Source organism: Agreia sp. Leaf244 (genome assembly GCF_001422695.1).
Classification (GTDB): Bacteria; Actinomycetota; Actinomycetes; order Actinomycetales; family Microbacteriaceae; genus Agreia.
In genome coordinates, this window is the sequence record NZ_LMLX01000008.1 from 64834 (window position 1) to 85077 (window position 20244).

18 protein-coding genes are annotated in these 20244 nt (G+C 68.5%); 15 read left to right on the top strand and 3 right to left on the bottom strand.

The window, feature by feature from the left end:
- The first annotated feature begins 26 nt into the window (after positions 1-26).
- The 12 genes from rsmI (at position 27) to ASF06_RS18540 (ending at position 12948) form a co-directional block, all read left to right on the top strand.
- Positions 27-887, top strand: coding sequence for a 16S rRNA (cytidine(1402)-2'-O)-methyltransferase (gene rsmI / locus ASF06_RS18485; RefSeq protein ID WP_055950590.1), 861 nt, complete (start codon positions 27-29; stop codon positions 885-887).
- A gap of 48 nt (positions 888-935) precedes the next feature.
- Positions 936-2513: a methionine--tRNA ligase gene (gene metG, locus ASF06_RS18490; RefSeq protein ID WP_055950593.1), complete on the top strand. Its 1578-nt coding sequence runs from the start codon at positions 936-938 to the stop codon at positions 2511-2513.
- Positions 2514-2515: 2 nt separating this feature from the next.
- Positions 2516-3430 (top strand): TatD family hydrolase, encoded by a 915-nt coding sequence (locus tag ASF06_RS18495; RefSeq protein ID WP_055950597.1) that lies wholly within the window; start codon positions 2516-2518, stop codon positions 3428-3430.
- Positions 3427-4296, top strand: a complete 870-nt coding sequence (gene rsmA / locus ASF06_RS18500) for a 16S rRNA (adenine(1518)-N(6)/adenine(1519)-N(6))-dimethyltransferase RsmA (RefSeq protein WP_055950600.1) — start codon at positions 3427-3429, stop codon at positions 4294-4296. Before ASF06_RS18495 ends, rsmA begins: the two co-directional genes overlap by 4 nt.
- Positions 4297-4393: 97 nt before the next feature.
- The gene (locus ASF06_RS18505; protein WP_055930429.1) at positions 4394-5437 is read left to right on the top strand and encodes a BMP family ABC transporter substrate-binding protein; all 1044 of its coding nucleotides are present in this window, start codon (positions 4394-4396) and stop codon (positions 5435-5437) included.
- The gene (locus ASF06_RS18510) at positions 5434-6981 is read left to right on the top strand and encodes an ABC transporter ATP-binding protein (protein WP_055950603.1); all 1548 of its coding nucleotides are present in this window, start codon (positions 5434-5436) and stop codon (positions 6979-6981) included. Before ASF06_RS18505 ends, ASF06_RS18510 begins: the two co-directional genes overlap by 4 nt.
- Complete coding sequence (locus ASF06_RS18515; protein ID WP_055930422.1) at positions 6978-8018, top strand: ABC transporter permease; 1041 nt, start codon at positions 6978-6980, stop codon at positions 8016-8018. The genes ASF06_RS18510 and ASF06_RS18515 overlap by 4 nt, the downstream gene beginning before the upstream one ends.
- A complete protein-coding gene (locus tag ASF06_RS18520; RefSeq protein ID WP_055950606.1) occupies positions 8018-8938 on the top strand; it encodes an ABC transporter permease in 921 nt (306 codons plus the stop codon). Before ASF06_RS18515 ends, ASF06_RS18520 begins: the two co-directional genes overlap by 1 nt.
- Positions 8935-9924 carry a nucleoside hydrolase gene (locus ASF06_RS18525; protein WP_055950609.1) on the top strand — a complete coding sequence of 330 codons (990 nt, stop codon included), beginning with the start codon at positions 8935-8937 and terminating at the stop codon, positions 9922-9924. The genes ASF06_RS18520 and ASF06_RS18525 overlap by 4 nt, the downstream gene beginning before the upstream one ends.
- Positions 9925-9982: 58 nt before the next feature.
- Positions 9983-10918, top strand: coding sequence for a 4-(cytidine 5'-diphospho)-2-C-methyl-D-erythritol kinase (locus ASF06_RS18530; RefSeq protein WP_055950611.1), 936 nt, complete (start codon positions 9983-9985; stop codon positions 10916-10918).
- Between the two features lie 33 nt (positions 10919-10951).
- The gene (locus ASF06_RS18535) at positions 10952-11908 is read left to right on the top strand and encodes an ABC transporter ATP-binding protein (RefSeq protein ID WP_235501075.1); all 957 of its coding nucleotides are present in this window, start codon (positions 10952-10954) and stop codon (positions 11906-11908) included.
- Entirely contained in the window at positions 11905-12948 is a 1044-nt protein-coding gene (locus ASF06_RS18540) for an ABC transporter permease (protein ID WP_235501076.1), read from the top strand. The genes ASF06_RS18535 and ASF06_RS18540 overlap by 4 nt, the downstream gene beginning before the upstream one ends.
- Before the next feature lie 245 nt (positions 12949-13193).
- Here the strand turns inward: ASF06_RS18540 and ASF06_RS18545 are convergent, their stop codons facing one another.
- Positions 13194-13733, bottom strand: coding sequence for an adenine phosphoribosyltransferase (locus ASF06_RS18545; RefSeq protein ID WP_055950614.1), 540 nt, complete (start codon positions 13731-13733; stop codon positions 13194-13196).
- A 71-nt stretch (positions 13734-13804) separates the two neighbouring features.
- Between ASF06_RS18545 and ASF06_RS18550 the strand changes: the two genes are divergently transcribed.
- Genes ASF06_RS18550 through argG form a run of 3 tightly spaced genes read left to right on the top strand, consistent with a single transcriptional unit; the run spans position 13805 to position 18453 of the window.
- The gene (locus ASF06_RS18550) at positions 13805-15157 is read left to right on the top strand and encodes a M20/M25/M40 family metallo-hydrolase (RefSeq protein WP_055950620.1); all 1353 of its coding nucleotides are present in this window, start codon (positions 13805-13807) and stop codon (positions 15155-15157) included.
- 39 nt (positions 15158-15196) lie between these two features.
- Complete coding sequence (locus tag ASF06_RS18555; RefSeq protein WP_055950622.1) at positions 15197-16993, top strand: ABC-F family ATP-binding cassette domain-containing protein; 1797 nt, start codon at positions 15197-15199, stop codon at positions 16991-16993.
- A 20-nt stretch (positions 16994-17013) separates the two neighbouring features.
- Positions 17014-18453: an argininosuccinate synthase gene (gene argG, locus ASF06_RS18560; protein ID WP_055950625.1), complete on the top strand. Its 1440-nt coding sequence runs from the start codon at positions 17014-17016 to the stop codon at positions 18451-18453.
- Here the strand turns inward: argG and ASF06_RS18565 are convergent.
- Together ASF06_RS18565 and ASF06_RS18570 are read right to left on the bottom strand one after the other, a co-directional pair.
- Positions 18450-19688 carry a hypothetical protein gene (locus tag ASF06_RS18565; RefSeq protein WP_157439259.1) on the bottom strand — a complete coding sequence of 413 codons (1239 nt, stop codon included), beginning with the start codon at positions 19686-19688 and terminating at the stop codon, positions 18450-18452. The two genes, argG and ASF06_RS18565, sit on opposite strands and share 4 nt — an antisense overlap.
- Positions 19689-20189 (bottom strand): MarR family winged helix-turn-helix transcriptional regulator, encoded by a 501-nt coding sequence (locus ASF06_RS18570; protein ID WP_055930391.1) that lies wholly within the window; start codon positions 20187-20189, stop codon positions 19689-19691.
- Positions 20190-20244 lie beyond the last annotated feature (55 nt).

Sequence of the window (20244 nt, forward strand, 5' to 3'; positions counted from 1 at the left end):
CATGCGCCAGTCGGTACGCTGAGGCCATGATCATCCTCGCGGGCACGCCCATCGGCAATCTGAAGGATGCGTCGGTGCGGCTCGTCGAGACGCTCGAGGCCTGCGAACTCATCGCCGCCGAAGACACGCGCGTCGCCATCAAGCTGCTGCGCGCGCTGAACCTCGAGAACCGGCCCCGGCTGGTGGCGCTGCACGATCACAACGAGAGGGAGAAGGCGGCGGAGCTCGTCGAGTTCGCGCGCACGGCCGATCTCGTCGTGATGAGCGACGCCGGCATGCCGACCGTGTCGGACCCCGGATTCCACCTCGTTGCCGCCGCCGTCGCCGCGGGCGTCGAGGTCACCGCGATCCCCGGCCCGTCGGCGGTGCTCATGGCGCTCGCGGTCTCGGGCCTGCCCACCGACCGCTTCACCTTCGAGGGCTTTCTTCCCCGCAAGCAGGGCGAGCGGCTGCAGGTTCTGAAGGGCCTGTCGAGGGAGGCCCGTACGATGGTCTTCTTCGAGTCGCCCAACCGCATCGCCGCCTCGCTGGCCGACATCGTGAGCGCCCTCGGAGCCGATCGCCGCGTCGCCGTGGCGCGGGAGCTCACGAAACTGTACGAGCAGGTGAAGCGGGGCACGGCATCCGAGGTGCTCGAGTGGGCCGAGGCCGGTGTGAAGGGCGAGATCGTTATCGTGGTGGCCGGGGCGCAGCCGCTCGAGGTCGACCTGCCCACGGGGGTGGCGCAGGTGCTGGAGCTCGTGGCCGACGGCACGAGGCTGAAAGATGCGTCGGCCGCGATCGCCGAGGCGACGGGGCTGTCGCGGCGCGACCTGTACGAGGCGGCGCTCGAGCAGCGCACGGGGCGCACGCCGGCGAACGAGCAGGCGCAGCTGCCGCTTCTGTAGCCCGTAACACGGGAGGCGCGGGGGAAGCGCGCCTTTATGATGGGGAGCATGTCCGACGGCTCCTCGTTTTATATCACCACGCCTATTTTCTATGTGAATGACGTGCCCCACATCGGGCACGCCTATACAGAGGTGGCCGCAGACGTTCTCGCGCGCTGGCACCGCCAGGCGGGTGACGACACCTGGTTCCTCACCGGAACCGACGAGCACGGCCAGAAGATCCTGCGCACCGCCACCGCCAACGGCGTCACGCCCAAGGAGTGGGCCGACCGTCTCGTCGAGACGGCGTGGCAGCCCCTGCTCAAGACGATCGACATCTCGAACGACGACTTCATCCGCACCACCGATGAGCGTCACGAGGTCAACGTGCAGCTCTTCCTGCAGCGCCTCTTCGACGCCGGGTACATCTACACCGGCGAGTACGAGGGCTACTACTGCGTGGGCTGCGAGGAGTACAAGGCCGAGAGCGACCTGGTCGACGGCACGGGCGAGTACGAGGGCGTCCTCGTCTGCGCGATCCACTCGAAGCCCGTGGAGCTGCTGAAGGAGCGCAACTACTTCTTCAAGATGAGCGAGTTCAGCCAGCGGCTGCTCGATCTCTACGAGGAGAACCCCAACTTCATCCAGCCCGAGAGCGTGCGCAACGAGATCGTGTCGTTCGTGCGCCGCGGCCTCACCGACCTCTCGATCTCGCGCCAGACGTTCGACTGGGGCATCAAGGTTCCGTGGGACCCGTCGCACGTGGTCTACGTGTGGTTCGACGCCCTGCTCAACTACATCACCGCCGCGGGATACGGCCACGACGACGAGGCGTTCGCCCGCCGCTGGCCCGCCACGCACATCGTCGGAAAAGACATCGCCCGCTTCCACGCCGTGATCTGGCCCGCCATGCTGATGGCCGCCGGGCTCGACGTTCCGAAGCAGGTCTTCGGCCACGGCTGGCTGCTCGTCGGCGGCGAGAAGATGTCGAAGTCGAAGCTCACGGGCATCGCACCGAACCAGATCACCGACACGTTCGGCTCCGACGCCTTCCGCTACTACTTCCTGCGCGCCATCAACTTCGGCCAGGACGGCTCGTTCAGCTGGGAGGACCTGTCGGCGCGCTACCAGGCCGAGCTCGCCAACGGCTTCGGCAACCTCGCCTCGCGCGTGATCGCCATGGTCACCCGCTATTTCGACGGCGTCATTCCCGACGCCGGGGTTCTGGATGCGCCGGATCAGGCGATCCGCGACACCGAGGTGCGGGTGACGGCCGCCGCCGACGAGGCCATCTCGCGACTCGCCATCCACGAGGCCATCGCCTCGATCTGGCAGCTCGTCGACGAGCTCAACGGTTACATCACCCTGCAGGAGCCGTGGGCGCTGTCGAAGGATCCGGCGAACCGCGAACGACTCGGAACCGTGCTGAACACGGCGGTGCGGGGAATCGGCACGCTCGCCGTGCTGCTCTCGCCCGTGATCCCCGAGGCCTCGGCGAAGCTCTGGACCGCGTTGAACGGTGCGGGCGAGGTCTCCGACCAGCCCATCCGCTCGGCATTCGAGTGGGGAGGCGGCACGACGGTCTCCGCCCTCCAGCCACTGTTCCCGCGGATCGAGTCGAGCGAGTCCGACGGGTCGGGCGCGTAGTCGTGCCTACCGACCACAGCTATCCGCCGCTGCCCGAGCCGCTCGTGGTGGGCGTGTACGACAATCACACGCACCTGGACCCGCCCCCTTCGACAGGCTCAGGGAACGACGGGGATGGCCCTTCGACAAGCTCAGGGAACGGGGAGCGCGAGGTGCTCGACTACCTCGAGCAGCTCGACCGCGCGTCGAGCGTCGGGGTGCGCGGGGTGGTGCAGGTCGGCGGTGACGTCGAGTCGAGCATCTGGTCGGCCGAGCAGGCCGCGCGAGAGCCGCGCATGCTGGCGGCCGTCGCCATCCACCCCAACGAGGCGCCGCGGTATGACGCAGCAGGCGAACTCGACGACGCGCTCGCCGTGATCGCCGAGCTGGCGACGCGCCCGCGGGTTCGGGCCATCGGCGAGACCGGGCTCGACTTCTTCCGAACGCCGGAGGAGGGGCGGGCTGCGCAGTTCCGTTCGTTCGAGGCGCACATCGACATCGCGAAGCAGAACGGACTCGCGCTGCAGATCCACGATCGCGACGCGCACGACGACGTGATCGAGACGCTGCTGCGCGTGGGCGCGCCCGAGCGCACCGTGTTCCACTGCTACTCCGGCGACGGCGCGATGGCCCGCATCTGCGCCGAGAACGGCTGGTACATGTCGTTCGCCGGAACGGTCACGTTCAAGAACGCCGAGAACCTGCGCGACGCACTCGAGGTCGCTCCCCGCCAGCTGCTGCTCGTCGAGACGGATGCGCCCTTCCTCACCCCGACCCCGTTGCGCGGGCGACCGAACGCCCCGTACCTGCTGCCGCACACGCTGCGCTTCATGGCGTCGCATCTCGGCGCCGACGTGTCGATGCTCGCAGCCCAGATCACCTCGAACACGGAGCTGGTCTACGGCACCTGGGATTCCGAGCCGGTGATCGCCGAATGACCCCTCCGCTCCCTGAGCCTGTCGAAGGAAAGCTCCTCGGCCCCGCCGAGATCCGCGACCTCGCCGAACTGCTCGACCTGACGCCCACCAAGAAGCTCGGGCAGAACTTCGTGATCGACGGCAACACGGTGCGGCGCATCGTACGCGTCGCCGGAGTGCAGCCGGGGGAGACCGTCGTCGAGGTCGGGCCGGGCCTCGGGTCGCTGACCCTCGGCATCCTCGAGACCGGCGCCAGCGTCGTGGCCGTCGAGATCGACAAGCGTCTCGCCGCGCAGCTTCCCGACACCGTTCGCGCCCTGCAGCCCGACGCCCGCCTGACGGTCGTGCGCGACGATGCCATGAGCATCCAGAGCCTGCCGGATGCGCCGGTGCGCCTGGTCGCGAACCTTCCGTACAACGTCTCGGTTCCCGTGCTGCTGCACTTCCTCGAGCACTTCCCGTCGATCCAGTCCGGGGTGGTGATGGTGCAGGCCGAGGTCGGGCACCGGCTCGCGGCCGTTCCCGGGTCGAAGATCTACGGCAGCCCGAGCGTGAAGGCCGCCTGGTACGGCGACTGGAAGACGAGCGGCAATGTGAGCAGGCAGGTGTTCTGGCCCGTTCCCAACGTCGACTCGGTGCTGGTGTCGTTCCAGCGTCACGAGACCCTGCCCGACACCGAGGAGGTGCGCGTGCGCACCTTCGAGGTCGTCGATGCCGCCTTCCAGCAGCGCCGCAAGATGCTGCGCCAGTCGCTGATCCCGGTGTTCGGAGACACGCAGCAGGCCCAGGCCGTGCTCGAGCGGGCCGGAGTGGAACCCACGATGCGTGGAGAAGCATTGACGATGGAGGATTTCCACCGCATCGGTCGCGCCTCGGCCGACGCCTGACACCCGTTACCGTCTGTGACGAGGGGGTGAATCGACCCCCTCGACCCTTGCTAGCGTTGGATCGCACCCCCTCCCGACAGCAACCCTGGAGACACCCATGTCCACTCTCACTCGGCGCATCGGCGCCGTCGCCCTCACGGCCGCGCTCGTCGCGGGCGTCTCCGCCTGTTCGTCATCGGATTCCGGCTCGTCCGACGATGCGTCGCTCGACAAGTCGATCATCCTCATCACGCCGACCGCTGTCGGCTCGAACAACTTCCTGAAGCTCGCCGTCGAGGGTGCAGAGGCCGCAGGCAAGGCGAACGGCGCCAAGGTCGACATCTACGAGAGCAAGGACCCGGCGTCGATCCAGCAGAACATCGACGAGGCCGTGCGTGCCGCGCCCGACGTGATCATCGGCGTCTCGTTCAGCGTGCTCGACCAGGTCACGGCCGCGGCCGCCGACAACCCCGACCAGCAGTTCCTGCTGATCGACACCTCGGCCGAAGAGCCCACCGACAACCTCACCGCCGCCGTGTTCAAGGAGTACGAGTCGAACTACCTGATCGGCGTCGAGGCCGGCCTGCTCACGCAGACGAACAGCATCGGCGCGATCGGCGCTCTCGACACCCCGTTCATCCACCGCTGGATCGACCCCTTCTTCGCGGGGGCCAAGAGCGTGAACCCCGAGGTCAAGACGACCCAGCAGTACGTGGGCGGCGACAACCCCTTCGGTGACCAGGCCCGTGCCAAGGCGCAGGCCCAGATCATCGCCGACTCGGGTGCCGACTACGTGAACGCGGCGGCCTCCGCCGGAAACCTCGGTGTGTTCGAGGCTGCGGCCGCGGGCAGCTTCAAGGCCTTCGGTGTCGACTCCAACCAGTGCCTCGAGTCGCCCGGAAACGTCGTGGACAACTCGATCAAGCGCGTCGACGTCGCCGTCGAGAACGCGGTGAAGGACATCTTCGCGGGCAACGGCGGCGGCTTCAAGTCGTACGGCCTCGCCGAGGGCGGCGTGGGCGTCACGGGCCTCGAAGACGACGTCGCGTCGTCGAAGTGCCTCATCGCCGAGCACCCCGATGTGATCGAGAAGGTGGCGGAAGTCCGCGACCAGATCATCTCGGGTGAGATCACCGTCGAGGATCCCCTCACCGCCGGATGAGCACCGCCGCAGTAGAGCTGAGAGCGATCAGCAAGAGGTTCGATGCCGTCGTGGCGAACGACCGCATCGACCTCGTGCTGGCCCGGGGCACCGTTCACGCCGTGATGGGCGAAAATGGTGCGGGAAAGTCGACCCTGATGTCGATCCTGTTCGGTCTCGTGCGCCCGGATTCGGGCGAGATCGTGGTCGACGGAGAGACGCGCTCCTTCCAGAGTCCGCTCGACGCCATCGCTGCCGGACTCGGCATGGTGCACCAGCACTTCCGGCTCTTCGACTCGATGACCGTGGCCGAGAACGTGGTCTTCGGCGCCGAGCCCACTCGGGGCGGCCGTATCGTTCGCGCCGCAGCAGCCGAGCGCGTGCGCAGCCTCGCCGACCGCTACGGGCTCGACACCGACCCGCAGGCCAGGGTCGGAGACCTGTCGGCCGGAGCGCGGCAACGCGTCGAGATCCTCAAGGCCCTGCACCGCGACGCCCGAATCCTCATCCTCGACGAGCCGACCGCCGTGCTCACCCCCTCCGAGGTCACCTCGCTGTTCACGGTGATCCGACGGGCTGCCGAAGACGGCACCACGGTGGTGCTCGTCACCCACAAGATCCAAGAAGTGCTCGACGTGTCGACCGAGGTCACCGTGCTGCGCGACGGCCGGGTCTCCGGTCGATTCGTCACCGCCGACACGACGTCGGCCGAGCTCGTGCGTGCCATGACCGGCCGCGAGGTCGACATCGTCGCCAACCCCGGAACGGGAACGCTCGGCGACACGGTGCTCGAGGTCGAGGGCGTGTCGGTCACCGATGCCCGCGTCGAGAGGGTCTCGAACGTCTCGCTCTCGGTTCGCCGCGGCGAGATCGTCGGCATCGCCGGCGTCTCGGGTAACGGCCAGCACGACCTCGTGGCCGCCATTCTCGGAACGACCCCCGTCTCGGCCGGGCGCATCCGGCTCGGCGACCACGACGTGACGGGCGCGCCCGTCGCCGCCCGTCGAGCCGCCGGCCTCGCGGTTATTCCCGAAGACCGGCGCGGCGAGGGCAGCGCGGTCACCATGTCGATCACCGAGAACCTCTCGCTCGGCCACCACAGACAGCCGCCGATCGGCCGACCGAAAGGCTTCGGCAGGGGCTGGATGTCTCTGGTCGCCGCCCGCACGCGCGCGAGCGAGCAGATCTCGTCGTACGACATCCGCACCTCGGGCGAGAAGCAACCGGTCGGATCGCTCTCCGGCGGCAACGCGCAGAAGGTCGTCATCGCCCGGGAGCTGTCGTTCGACGCCCCGCTGCTGATCGCCGAGCAGCCCACCCAGGGCGTCGACGTGGGGGCCATCGAGGCCATCCACGGTCGCCTGCTCGACTATCGGGCCTCGGGCCGCGGCATCCTGCTCGTCTCGCACGAGATCTCGGAGCTGCTGGCCCTGGCGGACCGGGTGCTCGTCATGTTCGCCGGCGAGATCGTGGCCGAGTTCGACCGGTCGCAGGCGAGCGCCGAGCGCATCGGTGCGGCCATGGCCGGGGCCGCCGCGGCGGCCGGGGAAGAGTGGACAGCATGATCGCGAGACTCACCCGTCATCCCGCCGTCGTTCCCATCGGGGCCGTCGTGCTGGCGATCCTCATCGGCGCGGTCGTGATCCTGCTGGCCGGGCTCAACCCGATCGACGCCTACGCGGCCGTGCTGCAGGGCTCGCTCGACGTGCGCAACCTCGACTACACGTTCTCGGTCTGGGGCTTCATCTGCGGCATGGGACTCGTCGCCGCGATCCCGCTGCGCATGGGCGAGTTCAACCTGGGCGGTAACGGGCAGCTCGTGCTCGGAGGCATCACCGCCTACGTCGTGGCCAGCCAGCTCGGTCTGCCCGGAATCGTCGCGGTGCCCTTCGCGCTGATCGCGGCGATGCTCGTGAGCGGTGGATTCGCAGCCGTGTCGGCGCCGCTCGCCACGCGCTTCGGAATCCCGATCATCATCTCGACCCTGCTGCTGTCGCCGGTGGCCGTGGCCGTGGCCTCGTACCTCGTGCGCTTTCCCCTGGCAGAGAAGGGATCGGGCAACGCCCAGACACCCGTGCTCCCGGAGGACGCGCACATCTGGAGCCTCGGCGACCTGCGCTACACCACGGTCGGGCTGCTGCTCATCATCGCCGTCATGGTGATCTTCTATGTCGTCGACTCGCGCTCGGCAGTGGGCTTCGAGCTGCGCGTCACGGGAGCGAACCGCCGCTTCGGCGAATACGCGGGCCTCAAGCCCGGGCGACTCGCGCTCGGAGCGATGGGGTCGGCCGGCGCCGTGGCCGGGCTGGTCGGGGCGATCATCGTGCTCTCGTCGCCCTACCGCTTCATCGACGGGGCGCTCATCTCGCCCGGCTACACCTTCGCCGGTCTCGCTGCGGCGCTGCTCGCCGGGGGCCGACCGGCGCTCGTGCCCGTCACCGCCATCCTGTTCACCATCCTGCAGGTCGGGGGAGCGAGCATGGAGCGCACGGCCGAGGTTCCCCGCCAGCTCTCCGACGTGCTGCAGGGCGTGGTCATTGTGATCCTCGCGCTTCGCGTGGTTCTCGATCGTCGGCGGGCCGGCGCCGGAAAGGACAGCTGATGAGCATCTTCGAGTGGAGCTTCGTCGCGGCCGTGCTCACCAGCGCGACGCCCATCCTCTTCGCCGCCCTGGCCGGAGCCCTGTGCGCGCAGGCCGGCGTGTTCAACATCGCCCTCGAGGGGCAGATGCTGTGGGGCGCATTCGCCGCCGTCGCGGGCAGCTACTACACCGGAAACGCCTGGGCAGGGGTGCTCGTCGCCGTGCTCTCGACCGCCATCTACTCCGTGATCCTCGCGGTGGGGGCTGCGCGGTGGAAGGCCGACCCCATCATCATCGCGATCGGCACGAACCTTCTCTCGCTCGGACTCACCGGCTTTCTGCTGCGCGTTCTCTTCGACACCTCCGGATCGTTCGCGCCGCAGGGCCTCGACGGCATCGGCACCATGCCCTTCCTGAAGGGAATCCCCGTGATCGGCGACGTGTTCGCCGGGCAGTCCGTGCTGGTGCCGCTGGCGTTCGTGCTCATCGTGGCGGCGGGCCTGTGGCTGCGGCTCACGCCCGGCGGGCTGCGCCTGCGCGGCGTGGGCGAGCATCCGGATGCCGCCGCCACGCTGGGCATCGGCGTCGCCCGGTACCAGACATGGGTCACTATCCTCGGCGGTGGACTCTGCGGCCTGGCCGGAGCCCAGCTGTCGCTCGGCAACGTGACCCTGTTCACCGAGAACATGACCGCCGGGCGCGGATGGATCGCCGTCGCCGCGGTCATCCTCGTTGCCAACAAGGCCTTCTGGCTGCCCGTCGCGTGCCTCGGATTCGGCGCGGCCGAGGCCCTCGGCTTCCGGCTGCAGGGCATCGGCGCCCCGCAGCAGCTCACCGATGCCGCGCCCTACGCCATCACCCTCGTCGTTCTCGTGATCATGCGCGTCGTGGTGACGCGTCGACGCACGCACGCCCTCACCCCCAAGGAGACCCTCGCATGACCGCAGCAGAGCCGAGCGACGTGCGCCACATCATCGTCGACACCGACACCGGAATCGACGACGCCCTCGCGCTGCTCTACCTGGCGGGCCGCGACGACGCCGAGATCTCGGCGATCACGAGCGTCTACGGCAACACCCCGGTCGAAGACGCGGTCGCGAACATCGCCCGTGTGCTGAAGATCGCCGGGCTCGAAGACACACTCGTCGCACGAGGAGCCGCGGGACCGATCAACGGCGAGCCGCGCATCGCCGGCCACGTGCACGGAGGCGACGGCCTCGGCGACCTGTACAGCGAGAAGCTGGCGCCGAAGAACCTGTCGCCCCTGTCGTCGGCCGAACTGCTGGTCGAGCTCGCTCGCTCGCGCCCCGGCTACTACGACCTGCTGCCGATCGGTCCGCTCACGAACGTCGGGCTCGCGCTCGAGATCGAGCCGGAGCTGCTGACCCTGTTCCGCTCGACGGTCATCATGGGCGGCTCCGGGCCGTTCCCCCCGCTCGGCACCGTGCAGATGGTGGATGCCAACATCCACAACGACGCCGAGGCGGCCGCGCGCGTGTTCGCCGCGCCGCGCACCAACCTCGTGATGGTGGGCGTGAACGTGACCGCCGGCACCATCGTCGACGAGGTCGCCGTGCAGGCTCTGCACCGCGCGGGCACGGAGTGGGGCACCTTCTCGGCCGCGATCCTCGAGGCCTACATGGACTTCTATCAGTTCTCGTGGGGACGCCGGGTCTCACCAGCCCACGACGGACTGGCCGCAGCGCTGCTCGTGCAGCCCGAATGGATCACGTCGTCGCTGAGCGGCCCGGTCAACATCACCACCGACGGGTTCGCGACGCGCGCCCACCTGCTGCGAACGCATGAGGGTCTGCCCGTGAGCTGGCCCGTGACGCCCGCCCCGGACACGCAGGTCGTTCTCGATGTCGACCGACAGGCGTTCCTCGCCGATTTCGTGTCTGTGCTGGCCGGCCTCGGCCGGGCGTAGCGGGTCGCTCGGAGTGCTGCGGTCGGAGCTCGCCTCCGGTTGCATATAGGTTGTTTGCATGGTCACTCAGAGGGCGCTGTCCACAGTGCACGTTCGGGCGCCGGGCAAGATCAACGTCTTCCTCAAGGTCGGGGCGGTCATGGATGACGGCTACCACGACGTCGCCACGGCCTATCAGGCCGTCTCGCTGTACGAGAACGTGCGGGCGAGCATCGCCGATGACTTCTCCGTGACCTTCGGCGGTAGCATCGACTGCTCGGGCCTCGAGGTCGACGGTACCAACCTGGCAATCCGGGCCGCGCGCATGCTGGCGCGCAAGGCGGGCTACCGGGGAGGCGTGCACCTCGAGATCGAGAAGAACGTTCCGATCGCCGGAGGCATGGGCGGGGGTTCCGCCGACGCGGCCGCCACGCTCGTCGCCTGCGACACGCTGTGGGGCACCGACCTCGGACGCGACGAGCTGCTCACCCTGGCATCGCGTCTCGGCGCCGACGTTCCCTTCGCCCTCACCGGGGGAACCGCGATCGGCACCGGCCGCGGAGACCAGTTGAGCCCCGCACTGGCCAAGGGATCGTTCCACTGGGTGCTCGTGCTCGCCGACTTCGGATCGAGCACGCCCGAGGTGTATCGCGAACTCGACAGGCACCGCGACCGCCACGCGCAGGACATCTTTCCGGCCCAGACGCAGCCCACTGTCGACACCGCCGTACTGCAGGCGCTCCGCTCGGGAGACGCCCTCGTGCTGGCCGACGCCCTCTACAACGACCTGCAGGCCCCGGCGCTGCATCTCAACCCCGCGCTCACCGGCATCCTCGAGCTCGGAGAGGCGAACGGCGCCCTCGCCGGCCTGGTCTCGGGTTCCGGGCCGACGGTCGCGTTCCTCGCCGAGAACCTCGACACCGCGCTCGAGCTGCAGATCGCCCTGAGCGCGGCCCGGCACCGCGTCGTGCGCGTCACCGGGCCCGTGCACGGCGCCCGAGTCGTCTCGGACTAGACCACACACAACGACCGCACTTCGAAAGGCGTCATGATGCTCACGACAACCGACGGAATCGCGGTCGAGGGGGTGCGGCGCTCGTTCGGCAGCGTTCGCGCCGTCACCGACATCAGTTTCGAGGCAAGACCGGGCACGGTCACCGCACTGGTCGGTCCCAATGGCTCCGGCAAGACCACCCTGCTGCTGATGCTTGCGACCCTGCTCGCGCCCGACGAGGGCTCGATCCGTATCGCCGGGCACGATCCCGTCGTCAATCCGATGGCCGTCAGGGCGGTCATGGGGTGGATGCCGGACACGCTCGGCTCCTGGGCGTCCCTGACGGTGCGCACCACCCTGCAACTCACCGCGCGCATGTATGGCCGAGATGTGGCGCAGGCCGCGGCCAGGGCCGACGAGCTCATCGACCTGGTCGAACTGTGGGAGCTTGCCGACAGACCGACGAGGGTGCTCTCGCGGGGGCAGAAGCAGAAGCTCAGCCTTGCGAGGGCCCTGGTGCACGACCCTTCGGTGCTGTTGCTCGATGGACCGGCATCCGGCCTCGACCCGGCCGCGCGGATCGAACTGCGCATCCTGGTGCGTCGGCTCGCGGCCGAGGGCAGAACGATTCTCGTTTCGAGTCACGTGCTCGCGGAGCTCGATGAAGTCGCCGACGCCGCGATCTACGTCGAGCGAGGCGCGTCCATCAGCGCCGAACGCGTCGCCAGAGCCACGTCGAGCGCGCGGCCGTGGCGCATCCGGGCTCTGGAGCCCACGTCGATCGCGCCGGCGCTCATTGCCGCCGGCACACCAGCAGAGGCGATCGGCGCCGACGGATCAGGGATACTCGTCTCGGTCGACACGGAACAGCGTGCCGCCGCCCTGCTCGGCGCGCTCGTGTCGGCGGGCGTCGCGGTCACCTCGTTCGCCCCTGCGACGGGCGACCTCGAGCACACCTTCCTCGACCTTCAAGCGAGACCGGCCGAGCCCGGCGACGGGATACGACTGTGAAGCTCTGGGCGGGGATCGGCGTGATCGTGGGCCTCGAGCTGCGCCAGCGCGTGCGCGGCGTGGCCTGGTACGTGCTGCTGGGCGTCTTCGTCGTGCTTATCGGAATCGTCACGGTGCTTGTCGGATTGGCGACGACCAGCTTCGGCGGGGAAGACAGCGGCGGCTGGCTGTACTCGCTCATCATCTACTTCGTGTTGATGCTCGGCACCCTCATCGCCCCGGCGCTGAGCGGCAACGCCATCAACGGGGAACGCGAGGCGGGCACCCTGGCCACCATTCAGGTCACCCTCGTGTCGGCAACACAGATCGTGCTGGGCAAATTTCTCGCCGCCTGGATCGCAACCCTGGCGTTCCTGGTGGCATCCTCGCCCTTCCTCGTCGTGGCCGCCGCCCTGGGAGGCCTCTCGGTCGGTACCGTCCTCGTCTCGCTGCTGGTTCTCGCCGTCGAACTCGGAGTGATCGCCGCCGTCGGCGTCGGGCTCTCGGCGATCCTCGGCCGGCCCCTGTTCTCGATCGTCGTCAGTTATCTCGCCGTCGCCGCATTGAGCCTCGGCACGCTGATCGCTTTCGGCCTGGGAGGGGTCGCCATTCAGTCGGAGGTGAAGGCCACCACTGTGCAGGCGATCTACGAAGACGGCAGCGATTCCTACACCTGCGGTCCTCCGACGGCCTCCACCTACTCCGCACCCCGATTCGACCTCTTCTGGCCCATCCTCTCGGCGAACCCCTACGTCGTGCTGGCCGATGCCACGCCGCCGCAGTTCAGCGAGTACGGCAGCCCGACCGATCTGTTCACCGGGGTCGCATCTCTCGTTCGCGCGGTTCAGGTGCCTCCCGACCTGAGCCCGGAGTTCGACTACTGCAGCACGGCGACGTTCGAACCGGGACCGACCCAGGAGGAGACGTACAAGAAGACGCTGCCGTCGTGGTTCGTCGGCCTCGCCCTGCACCTCCTGCTGGCGGCGGGGGCACTCGCTTGGGCGATCGCGCGAATGAAGACGCCGGCTCGCAAGCTCGCCGTCGGCAGCAGGGTGGCGTAAAGAGCCAGTCGGGCGTGGCGTTCCCTGAGCCTGTCGAAGGGCCGTTTGCTCTGCAAGAGCGGTTTTCGTGGCGCCGTCAGGCCCATCCGGCGCGTTGGGAGGGGCACGACGACGCGACGCGACGTCGGCGCTGATTGGGTAGCCGCGCGAGGCACGAGCCGGCGTATCGAAATCGCTCCGCGAAATGGTCTCGATACGGCCGCAGGCGGCCTACTCGACCGGCGCAGGAGGGCGTGGCAGGCGGCCTACGACGCCGGGTAGGTGCTGAGCTCCAGCACCTCGTGACCGGGCAGAGCGGCGCGACCGCCGAGGTCATCGAGAGCGATGACCACGCCGATTCCCGCCACGATCCAGCCGGCGCGTTCGGCGAGTTTCACGACGGCCGCGAGAGTGCCGCCGGTAGCGAGGAGGTCGTCGAGGATCACGACGCGCGAACCCTCCGGCAGCACGTCCGGCTGCACCTGCAGCGTCGCGGTGCCGTACTCCAGGGCGTAGTCCTCGCTCAGCAGGTCACCGGGCAGCTTGCCCGCCTTGCGAACCGAGACCATGCCCACTCCGCGGGCGTAGGCCATCGCCGCCGCGATGCCGAACCCGCGCGCCTCGATGCCGAGCACGGCATCCACCTGGCCCCAGTCGTGCGAGGCGAACGCGTCGACGACCGAGGAGAATGCCCGACCGTTCGCGTAGACCGACGTGACGTCGCGGAAGAGGATTCCCTCGCTGGGGAAGTCCTGCACGGTGAGCAGGTGGGCGTCGATGAGTTCGGCTGTTGTTTCGTCGGGCATGCAATCACGCTACCGGCGCCGGGACCGGCCCCATGACGAAACGCGCGACCCGGGCGCGATAAGTTGGAGTGATGACCGACTCTCCCTCTCTCGGCGACGAGACGCTGGCGCTGCTGCGCGACCTCATCCGCAGCGCGTGCGTGAACGACGGAACCTACGCATCCGGCCAAGAGATAAGGAACACCGACGTTCTGCGTCGCTTCTTCGAGGGCGTCGACGTCGATCCCGTGGTCGTCGAATCCGCGCCCGGTCGAGCCACCCTCGTCGTGCGCATCCCCGGCACCGATCCGACAGTCCCGTCGCTCGCGCTCGTCGGGCACATCGACGTGGTGCCCGTGATGCACGGGGGCTGGAGTCACGACCCGTTCGCCGCAGACATCATCGGCGACGAGCTCTGGGGCCGCGGAACACTCGACATGCTCTATCTGACGGCCGCCTACGCCGTCGCGACCCGCGCCGTCGCATCCGAGGGCCGTGCCTTGAGGGGCGACCTGGTCTTCGTGGCCGTCGCCGACGAGGAGGGCGGCAGCCGCCTCGGCATCGAGTGGCTCATGCAGCATCACCCCGAACTCATCGACGCCGACTACGTGCTGACGGAGTCGGGCGGCATCCCTGTGGGCGGGTCCTCCGACGCCCCGCACTCGGTGACCGTCACGGTGGGGGAGAAGGGCCTCGCCCGTCGTCGCCTGCTGATCAGGGGAATACCCGGGCACGGCTCGGCGCCCTGGGGATCGTCGAATGCGGGTGTCATCGCGGCCGAGGCCGTCACCCGGTTGACGCGTTTCGCCCCGCGCGCCGTCATCGGCGACTACTGGCCGCGCTACGTCGACGCGCTCGACCTCGATCCGGAGGTCGCACGCCGGCTCACCTCCGTCGCCGAGATCCTCGGTGCGCTGCCGGAGCTGGGCGAACTGGCCGGCTATGCGCACGCCACGACGCACACGACCATCTCGCCCAACGTGATCCGTGCGGGCGACGCCATCAACGTCATTCCGGGCGAGGCCAGCATCGACCTCGACATCAGGCAGCTGCCCGGAATCTCGCCCGAGGAGGTCGACGCCTACGTCACGAGCGCCCTCGGCGACCTGATGCGGCACATCGAGATCGTCGACATCGTGGGGGCGTCGTTCAGCCCCGCCAATGTCTCGCCGATGGACACTCCGCTGTTCGAGGTGCTGACCGCCGTGATCGACGAGGCGTATCCCGGGGCCGTGCCCCTGCCGATCATCGCGGCCGGCGGGTCGGACGCACGCTTCTATCGCGCGAAGGGGCGACGGGCCTATGGATTCTCGGTGCTGTCGAAGCGCTGGGACTACGGGCGGTTCCGACACCTCATCCACGGCAACGACGAGCACATCGACCTCGAATCGATCGCCCTCACTGCCCGGGCGATCGACTCCGTCGTCAGGCGCTTTCTGGGCTGACCGGCGGGGCGGCCGTCGGATGGCGGGTAACCTCGACAGGTGGCCCATCTACTGGGAGCGGAATCGCTCCATCTCGAATATCCGACGCGTGTCATCTTCGACTCCGTGACCATCGGTCTCAACGAAGGCGATCGCGTGGGTATCGTCGGTCGCAACGGAGACGGCAAGTCGACCCTTCTGCGTCTGCTCGCCGGCCGCATCGAGCCCGACGGAGGCCGGGTGACCCGCCGCAACGGGGTGACCCTCGCGATGCTCGACCAGTCGGACGACCTCGACGGCGACCTCACGGTGAAAGAGACGATCGTCGGCGACATCGACGAGCACGTCTGGGCCGGCGATCCGATCATCCGCGACGTGATCTCGGGACTGGCCTCGGACATCCCGTGGGACGTGCTCGTCTCGAGCCTGTCTGGTGGCCAGCGCCGACGTATCGCGCTGGCGAAGCTGCTCATCGGCGACCACGACGTGATCTTCCTCGACGAGCCCACCAACCACCTCGACGTCGAGGGCATCGCCTGGCTCGCGCAGCACCTGCGCAAGCGCTGGGCCACGAACTCCGGCGGGCTCATGGTCGTGACACACGACCGGTGGTTCCTCGACGAGATCTGCACCGCCACGTGGGAGGTGCACGATCGGCTGATCGAACCGTTCGAGGGAGGCTACGCGGCCTACATCCTGCAGCGTGTCGAGCGCGACCGCATGGCGGCCACCAGCGAGGCCAAGCGCCAGAACCTCATGAAGAAGGAACTGGCGTGGCTTCGCCGCGGCGCTCCGGCCCGCACGGCCAAGCCGAAGTTCCGCATCGATGCGGCGAACGCCCTCATCGAGGACGAGCCGCCCGTGCGCGACAAGGTCTCACTGGCAGCGATGGCCATGCAGCGCCTCGGCAAGGACGTGGTCGACCTCGAGAACATCTCGGTCGAGTACGACAATGGCAAGAAGGTTCTGAAAGACGTGACGTGGCGCATCGCGCCCGGCGAGCGCACCGGAATTCTGGGTGTCAACGGAGCCGGCAAGAGCACCCTGCTCAGCCTGGTCTCGGGAACCCTGCTGCCGACATCCGGCAAGGTGAAGCGCGGCAAGACCATTCGGGTCGCCACACTCACCCAGCAGCTGTTCGAGCTCGAGGACATTTGGAACGACCGGGTCAGCGAGGTCATCGGCCGACAGAAGAGCTCGTACGTCTCCGGCGGAAAAGAGATGACTCCGGGTCAGCTGCTCGAGCGCGTCGGCTTTACCAGCGCTCAGCTCTCGACCCCCGTCAAAGACCTCTCGGGTGGACAGAAGCGCCGTCTGCAGCTGCTGCTCATCATTCTCGACGAGCCGAACGTGCTGATCCTCGACGAGCCGACCAACGACCTCGACACCGACATGCTCGCGGCCATCGAGGACCTCCTCGACTCCTACGCGGGAACATTGCTCGTCGTGAGCCACGACCGGTACCTGCTCGAGCGCGTGACCGACAACCAGTACGCCGTGATGAACGGCGGATTCACCCACCTCCCGCGTGGGGTGGAGCAGTACCTCGAACTGCGCCTCGCCCAGCAGAAGGAGCAGGCGCGTATCGCTGCGGGGGGCTCCGCCGACGCCCCGGCCAAGAAGACCGGCCTTCAGGGTGCCGAGCTGCGGAACGCCCAGAAGGAGCTCGCCGCGGCGGGCCGCAAGATGGAGAAGCTCGGCACGCAGATCGCCGAGATGGATGTGGCTTTCGCGAAGCACGACCAGAGCGACTACGCGGGTCTGGGCGAGATGCAGCAGAAAGTCCAGGCCCTTCGCGACCAGATGGACACCGTCGAACTGCGCTGGCTCGAGCTGACGGAACTTCTCGAGGGCTGATCACTCGTAGGATTGTCGTCGTGTCTAAAGTCTTGAGCAGTCTTCCGGTCGGCGAACGAGTCGGCATCGCATTCTCCGGTGGTCTCGATACCTCCGTGGCCGTCGCGTGGATGCGCGAGAAGGGTGCCGTTCCGTGCACCTACACGGCCGACATCGGTCAGTACGACGAGCCCGAGATCGAGAAGGTGCCCGCGAGGGCTCTCGAGTACGGCGCCGAGGTCGCGCGCATCGTCGACGCGAAGTCGGCCCTGGTCGAGGAGGGCCTCGTCGCCCTCGCGTGCGGCGCGTTCCACATCCGCTCCGGCGGCAAGACCTACTTCAACACCACGCCGCTCGGTCGCGTCGCCACGGGCACGCTGCTCGTTCGCGCGATGAAGGAAGACGGCGTCGACATCTGGGGCGACGGCTCCACCTACAAGGGCAACGACATCGAGCGGTTCTACCGCTACGGACTGCTCGCCAACCCGCGCCTGCGCATCTACAAGCCGTGGCTCGACTCGCAGTTCGTCAGTGAACTCGGCGGCCGCAAGGAGATGAGCGAGTGGCTCGTCGCCCGCGGCTTCCCCTACCGTGACTCCGTGGAGAAGGCCTACAGCACCGACGCCAACATCTGGGGCGCCACCCACGAGGCCAAGAAGCTCGAAGAGCTGAGCGCCGGCATCGAGATCGTCGAGCCCATCATGGGCGTCGCCTTCTGGCGCGACGACGTCGAGATCGCCTCCGAGGTCGTGACCGTGCGCTTCGAGGCCGGTCGCCCGGTCGCCATCAACGGCGTCGAGTACTCCGACCCGGTCGCCCTCGTGCTGGAAGCGAACGCCATCGGAGGCCGCCACGGGCTGGGCATGAGCGACCAGATCGAGAACCGCATCATCGAGGCCAAGAGCCGCGGCATCTACGAGGCGCCGGGCATGGCCCTGCTGCACATCGCCTACGAGCGCCTGCTCAACGCGGTGCACAACGAGGACACCATCGCGAACTACCACTCCGAGGGTCGCCGCCTCGGCCGTCTCATGTACGAGGGCCGCTGGCTCGACCCGCAGTCGCTCATGCTGCGCGAATCCATCGTGCGCTGGGTCGGCTCGGCCGTCACCGGCGAGGTCACGGTGCGACTGCGCCGCGGCGACGACTACACGATCCTCGACACCACGGGCCCCAGCCTCAGCTACCACCCCGACAAGCTCTCGATGGAGCGCGTCGGCGACGCGGCCTTCGGCCCCGACGACCGCATCGGCCAGCTCACCATGCGCAACCTCGACATCGCCGATTCGCGTGCGCGCCTCGAGCAGTACGCCGCAGCAGGTCTTGTCGGTGGCGCGACAGCCGAGCTCGTCGGTCAGCTCGAACAGGGCGAGTCGACAGAGATCTTCGACGCGGTCGAGGAGTCCGAGGGCGGCGAGGCGCTGGATCGCGCCACCGACCTCGCCTCAGAGGGCGCGGCGTTCGACTCGGGTACCGACTAGCGCCAGGGGGTCAGCGCGAACACCGTCGCGCAGCCCAGCGGGTGAAGGCTCGACGATGTGCCCTCGAGGGGCAGCGACACCGCGCACACGCGGACGAGTCCCTGCGCCTCGAGCGCCGTGCCCCCGCTGAAGCCGTGGTCGCGTCCTGACAAGCGGCTGACCGACAGCGCGCCGTCCGATGTCGCGCCGGCCCTGACGGTCGTCGTCGAGAGGCGGCCGGCCGCATCCGTCACCGTGATACGCACGTCAATGGATGCGCGCACCGAGCTGGGATCGATCGCCCAGCCCTCGGCGACGATGCGTCCGCGCACCACCGACACGTTCTCGAGTGCACCCTGTGTGATCGACCCACGGGTCGGGTCGCCGAACCATTCGGAGTAGAAGCGCCAGAAGTTGAGGTTGCCGTAGGCGCCGCACGGGTCGTCGGGACTGCCCGCGACGGTGGCAGGGTTCGGCTGGTACGGCGTGTAGTAGTACAGCGCGGCCGTGGCGATATTCTTCAGGGTCACGTCGGCGCTGCCGCAGGAGCGTTCAGGGTTGTACGCAATCGGGCTCGGCTCGCCGATGGGCCGGTTCGTGAAGAATTCGCTCGTTCCCGGAGGGTTCGCGTAGCGCTTCAGCTGCCATGCCGCCCAGTAGACCTGGTTGTAGAAGCCCGAGTACTCCACATCGCAGGCCGCCGTGTCGGGGCACGCGTATCCCGTGGCGAACGAGAAGTCGCCGGCCGTCGGGGCGGGGTTGCGCACCAGCGACTGCTCCTTCTGCAGCAGAACGAGCAGGGCCTTCTGGCTGATGCCGCAGGCGAGGCCGACTTTGGCGATGATCTCGGCGCCGGTCTCTGACTCGCGGCCCCTGTAGGCCCCGCACACCTCATCCGCCGCGCGCGTGACGGTCTCCTGCGTGTAGTCGGCGAGGCACTCGATGCCCGGGGCGCAGGCGGCAACCTGCTCGTCGAGGAAGGCCTGCACCTCGCCGGCATCGAGGGCGTCACCGTCGTAGAAGAGTTCGTCGGTGATGATGAAGCCGGGGTCGAACGCCGGGGGAGTCGCCGCCTCGACCAGTCGCGCGGCCGTGTCGGCGAAGACCGTGGCCGGTGTCGGGGCGATGGATGCGGCATCCGCCCGCACGTCGTCGGCAGCGCTGGCCGGGCTCGCCGGAACGCCGGTGGCCAGAAGCAGCAGGGTCAGCAGGGCAGACGTGAGCACGCCGAAACGACGGAGAATAAGACGCCCCACCTAGTCGAAGTCGACGCTGAGTTTGCGCAGGAGGGACGCGATGCGCTCCTGGTCGGATTTGCTGAGGCGGCCGAGCAGCTCGCCTTCGGCCGTGACGAGCGCCGTGATGGCGCCGTCCACTCGGTCACGACCCTCGTCGGTCATCGACACGAGGATTCCCCGGCCGTCGTGCGGGTCGGTGCGGCGCTCGACCAGGCCGCGCCGCGACATCCGATCGATGCGGTTCGTCATGGTGCCCGATGAGACGAGAGTCTGCTCGAGCAGGGCCTTCGGGCTGAGCTGGTGCGGTTCGCCGGCGCGGCGCAGGGCCGAGAGCACGTCGAACTCCCACGACTCGAGCTCACTGGTGGCGAAGGCTGTTCGTCGCGTGCGCTCGAGGTGCCGCGACAGCCGCCAGACCCGGGAGAGGACCTTCAACGGAGCGAAGTCGAGATCGGGTCGCTCGCGCTCCCACGCGTCGACGATTCCGTCGACGGAATCCCGGGGAGTCGCATCTGCCACGCATCCATTATGTGGGGCCGAGGCCGTCGGCACCGTTCGTGTCTGGCAGAATTGG

What these genes read in the sequence shown, in the direction of transcription:
- ASF06_RS18515 (WP_055930422.1), top strand. Translation starts at nt 6,978, where the DNA reads ATGATCGCGAGACTCACCCGTCATCCCGCCGTCGTTCCCATCGGGGCC.
- ASF06_RS18525 (WP_055950609.1), top strand. Translation starts at nt 8,935, where the DNA reads ATGACCGCAGCAGAGCCGAGCGACGTGCGCCACATCATCGTCGACACC.
- ASF06_RS18530 (WP_055950611.1), top strand. Translation starts at nt 9,983, where the DNA reads ATGGTCACTCAGAGGGCGCTGTCCACAGTGCACGTTCGGGCGCCGGGC.
- ASF06_RS18535 (WP_235501075.1), top strand. Translation starts at nt 10,952, where the DNA reads ATGATGCTCACGACAACCGACGGAATCGCGGTCGAGGGGGTGCGGCGC.
- rsmA (WP_055950600.1), top strand. Translation starts at nt 3,427, where the DNA reads ATGACCCCTCCGCTCCCTGAGCCTGTCGAAGGAAAGCTCCTCGGCCCC.
- metG (WP_055950593.1), top strand. Translation starts at nt 936, where the DNA reads ATGTCCGACGGCTCCTCGTTTTATATCACCACGCCTATTTTCTATGTG.
- ASF06_RS18505 (WP_055930429.1), top strand. Translation starts at nt 4,394, where the DNA reads ATGTCCACTCTCACTCGGCGCATCGGCGCCGTCGCCCTCACGGCCGCG.
- rsmI (WP_055950590.1), top strand. Translation starts at nt 27, where the DNA reads ATGATCATCCTCGCGGGCACGCCCATCGGCAATCTGAAGGATGCGTCG.
- ASF06_RS18520 (WP_055950606.1), top strand. Translation starts at nt 8,018, where the DNA reads ATGAGCATCTTCGAGTGGAGCTTCGTCGCGGCCGTGCTCACCAGCGCG.
- ASF06_RS18545 (WP_055950614.1), bottom strand. Translation starts at nt 13,733, where the DNA reads ATGCCCGACGAAACAACAGCCGAACTCATCGACGCCCACCTGCTCACC.
- ASF06_RS18550 (WP_055950620.1), top strand. Translation starts at nt 13,805, where the DNA reads ATGACCGACTCTCCCTCTCTCGGCGACGAGACGCTGGCGCTGCTGCGC.
- ASF06_RS18510 (WP_055950603.1), top strand. Translation starts at nt 5,434, where the DNA reads ATGAGCACCGCCGCAGTAGAGCTGAGAGCGATCAGCAAGAGGTTCGAT.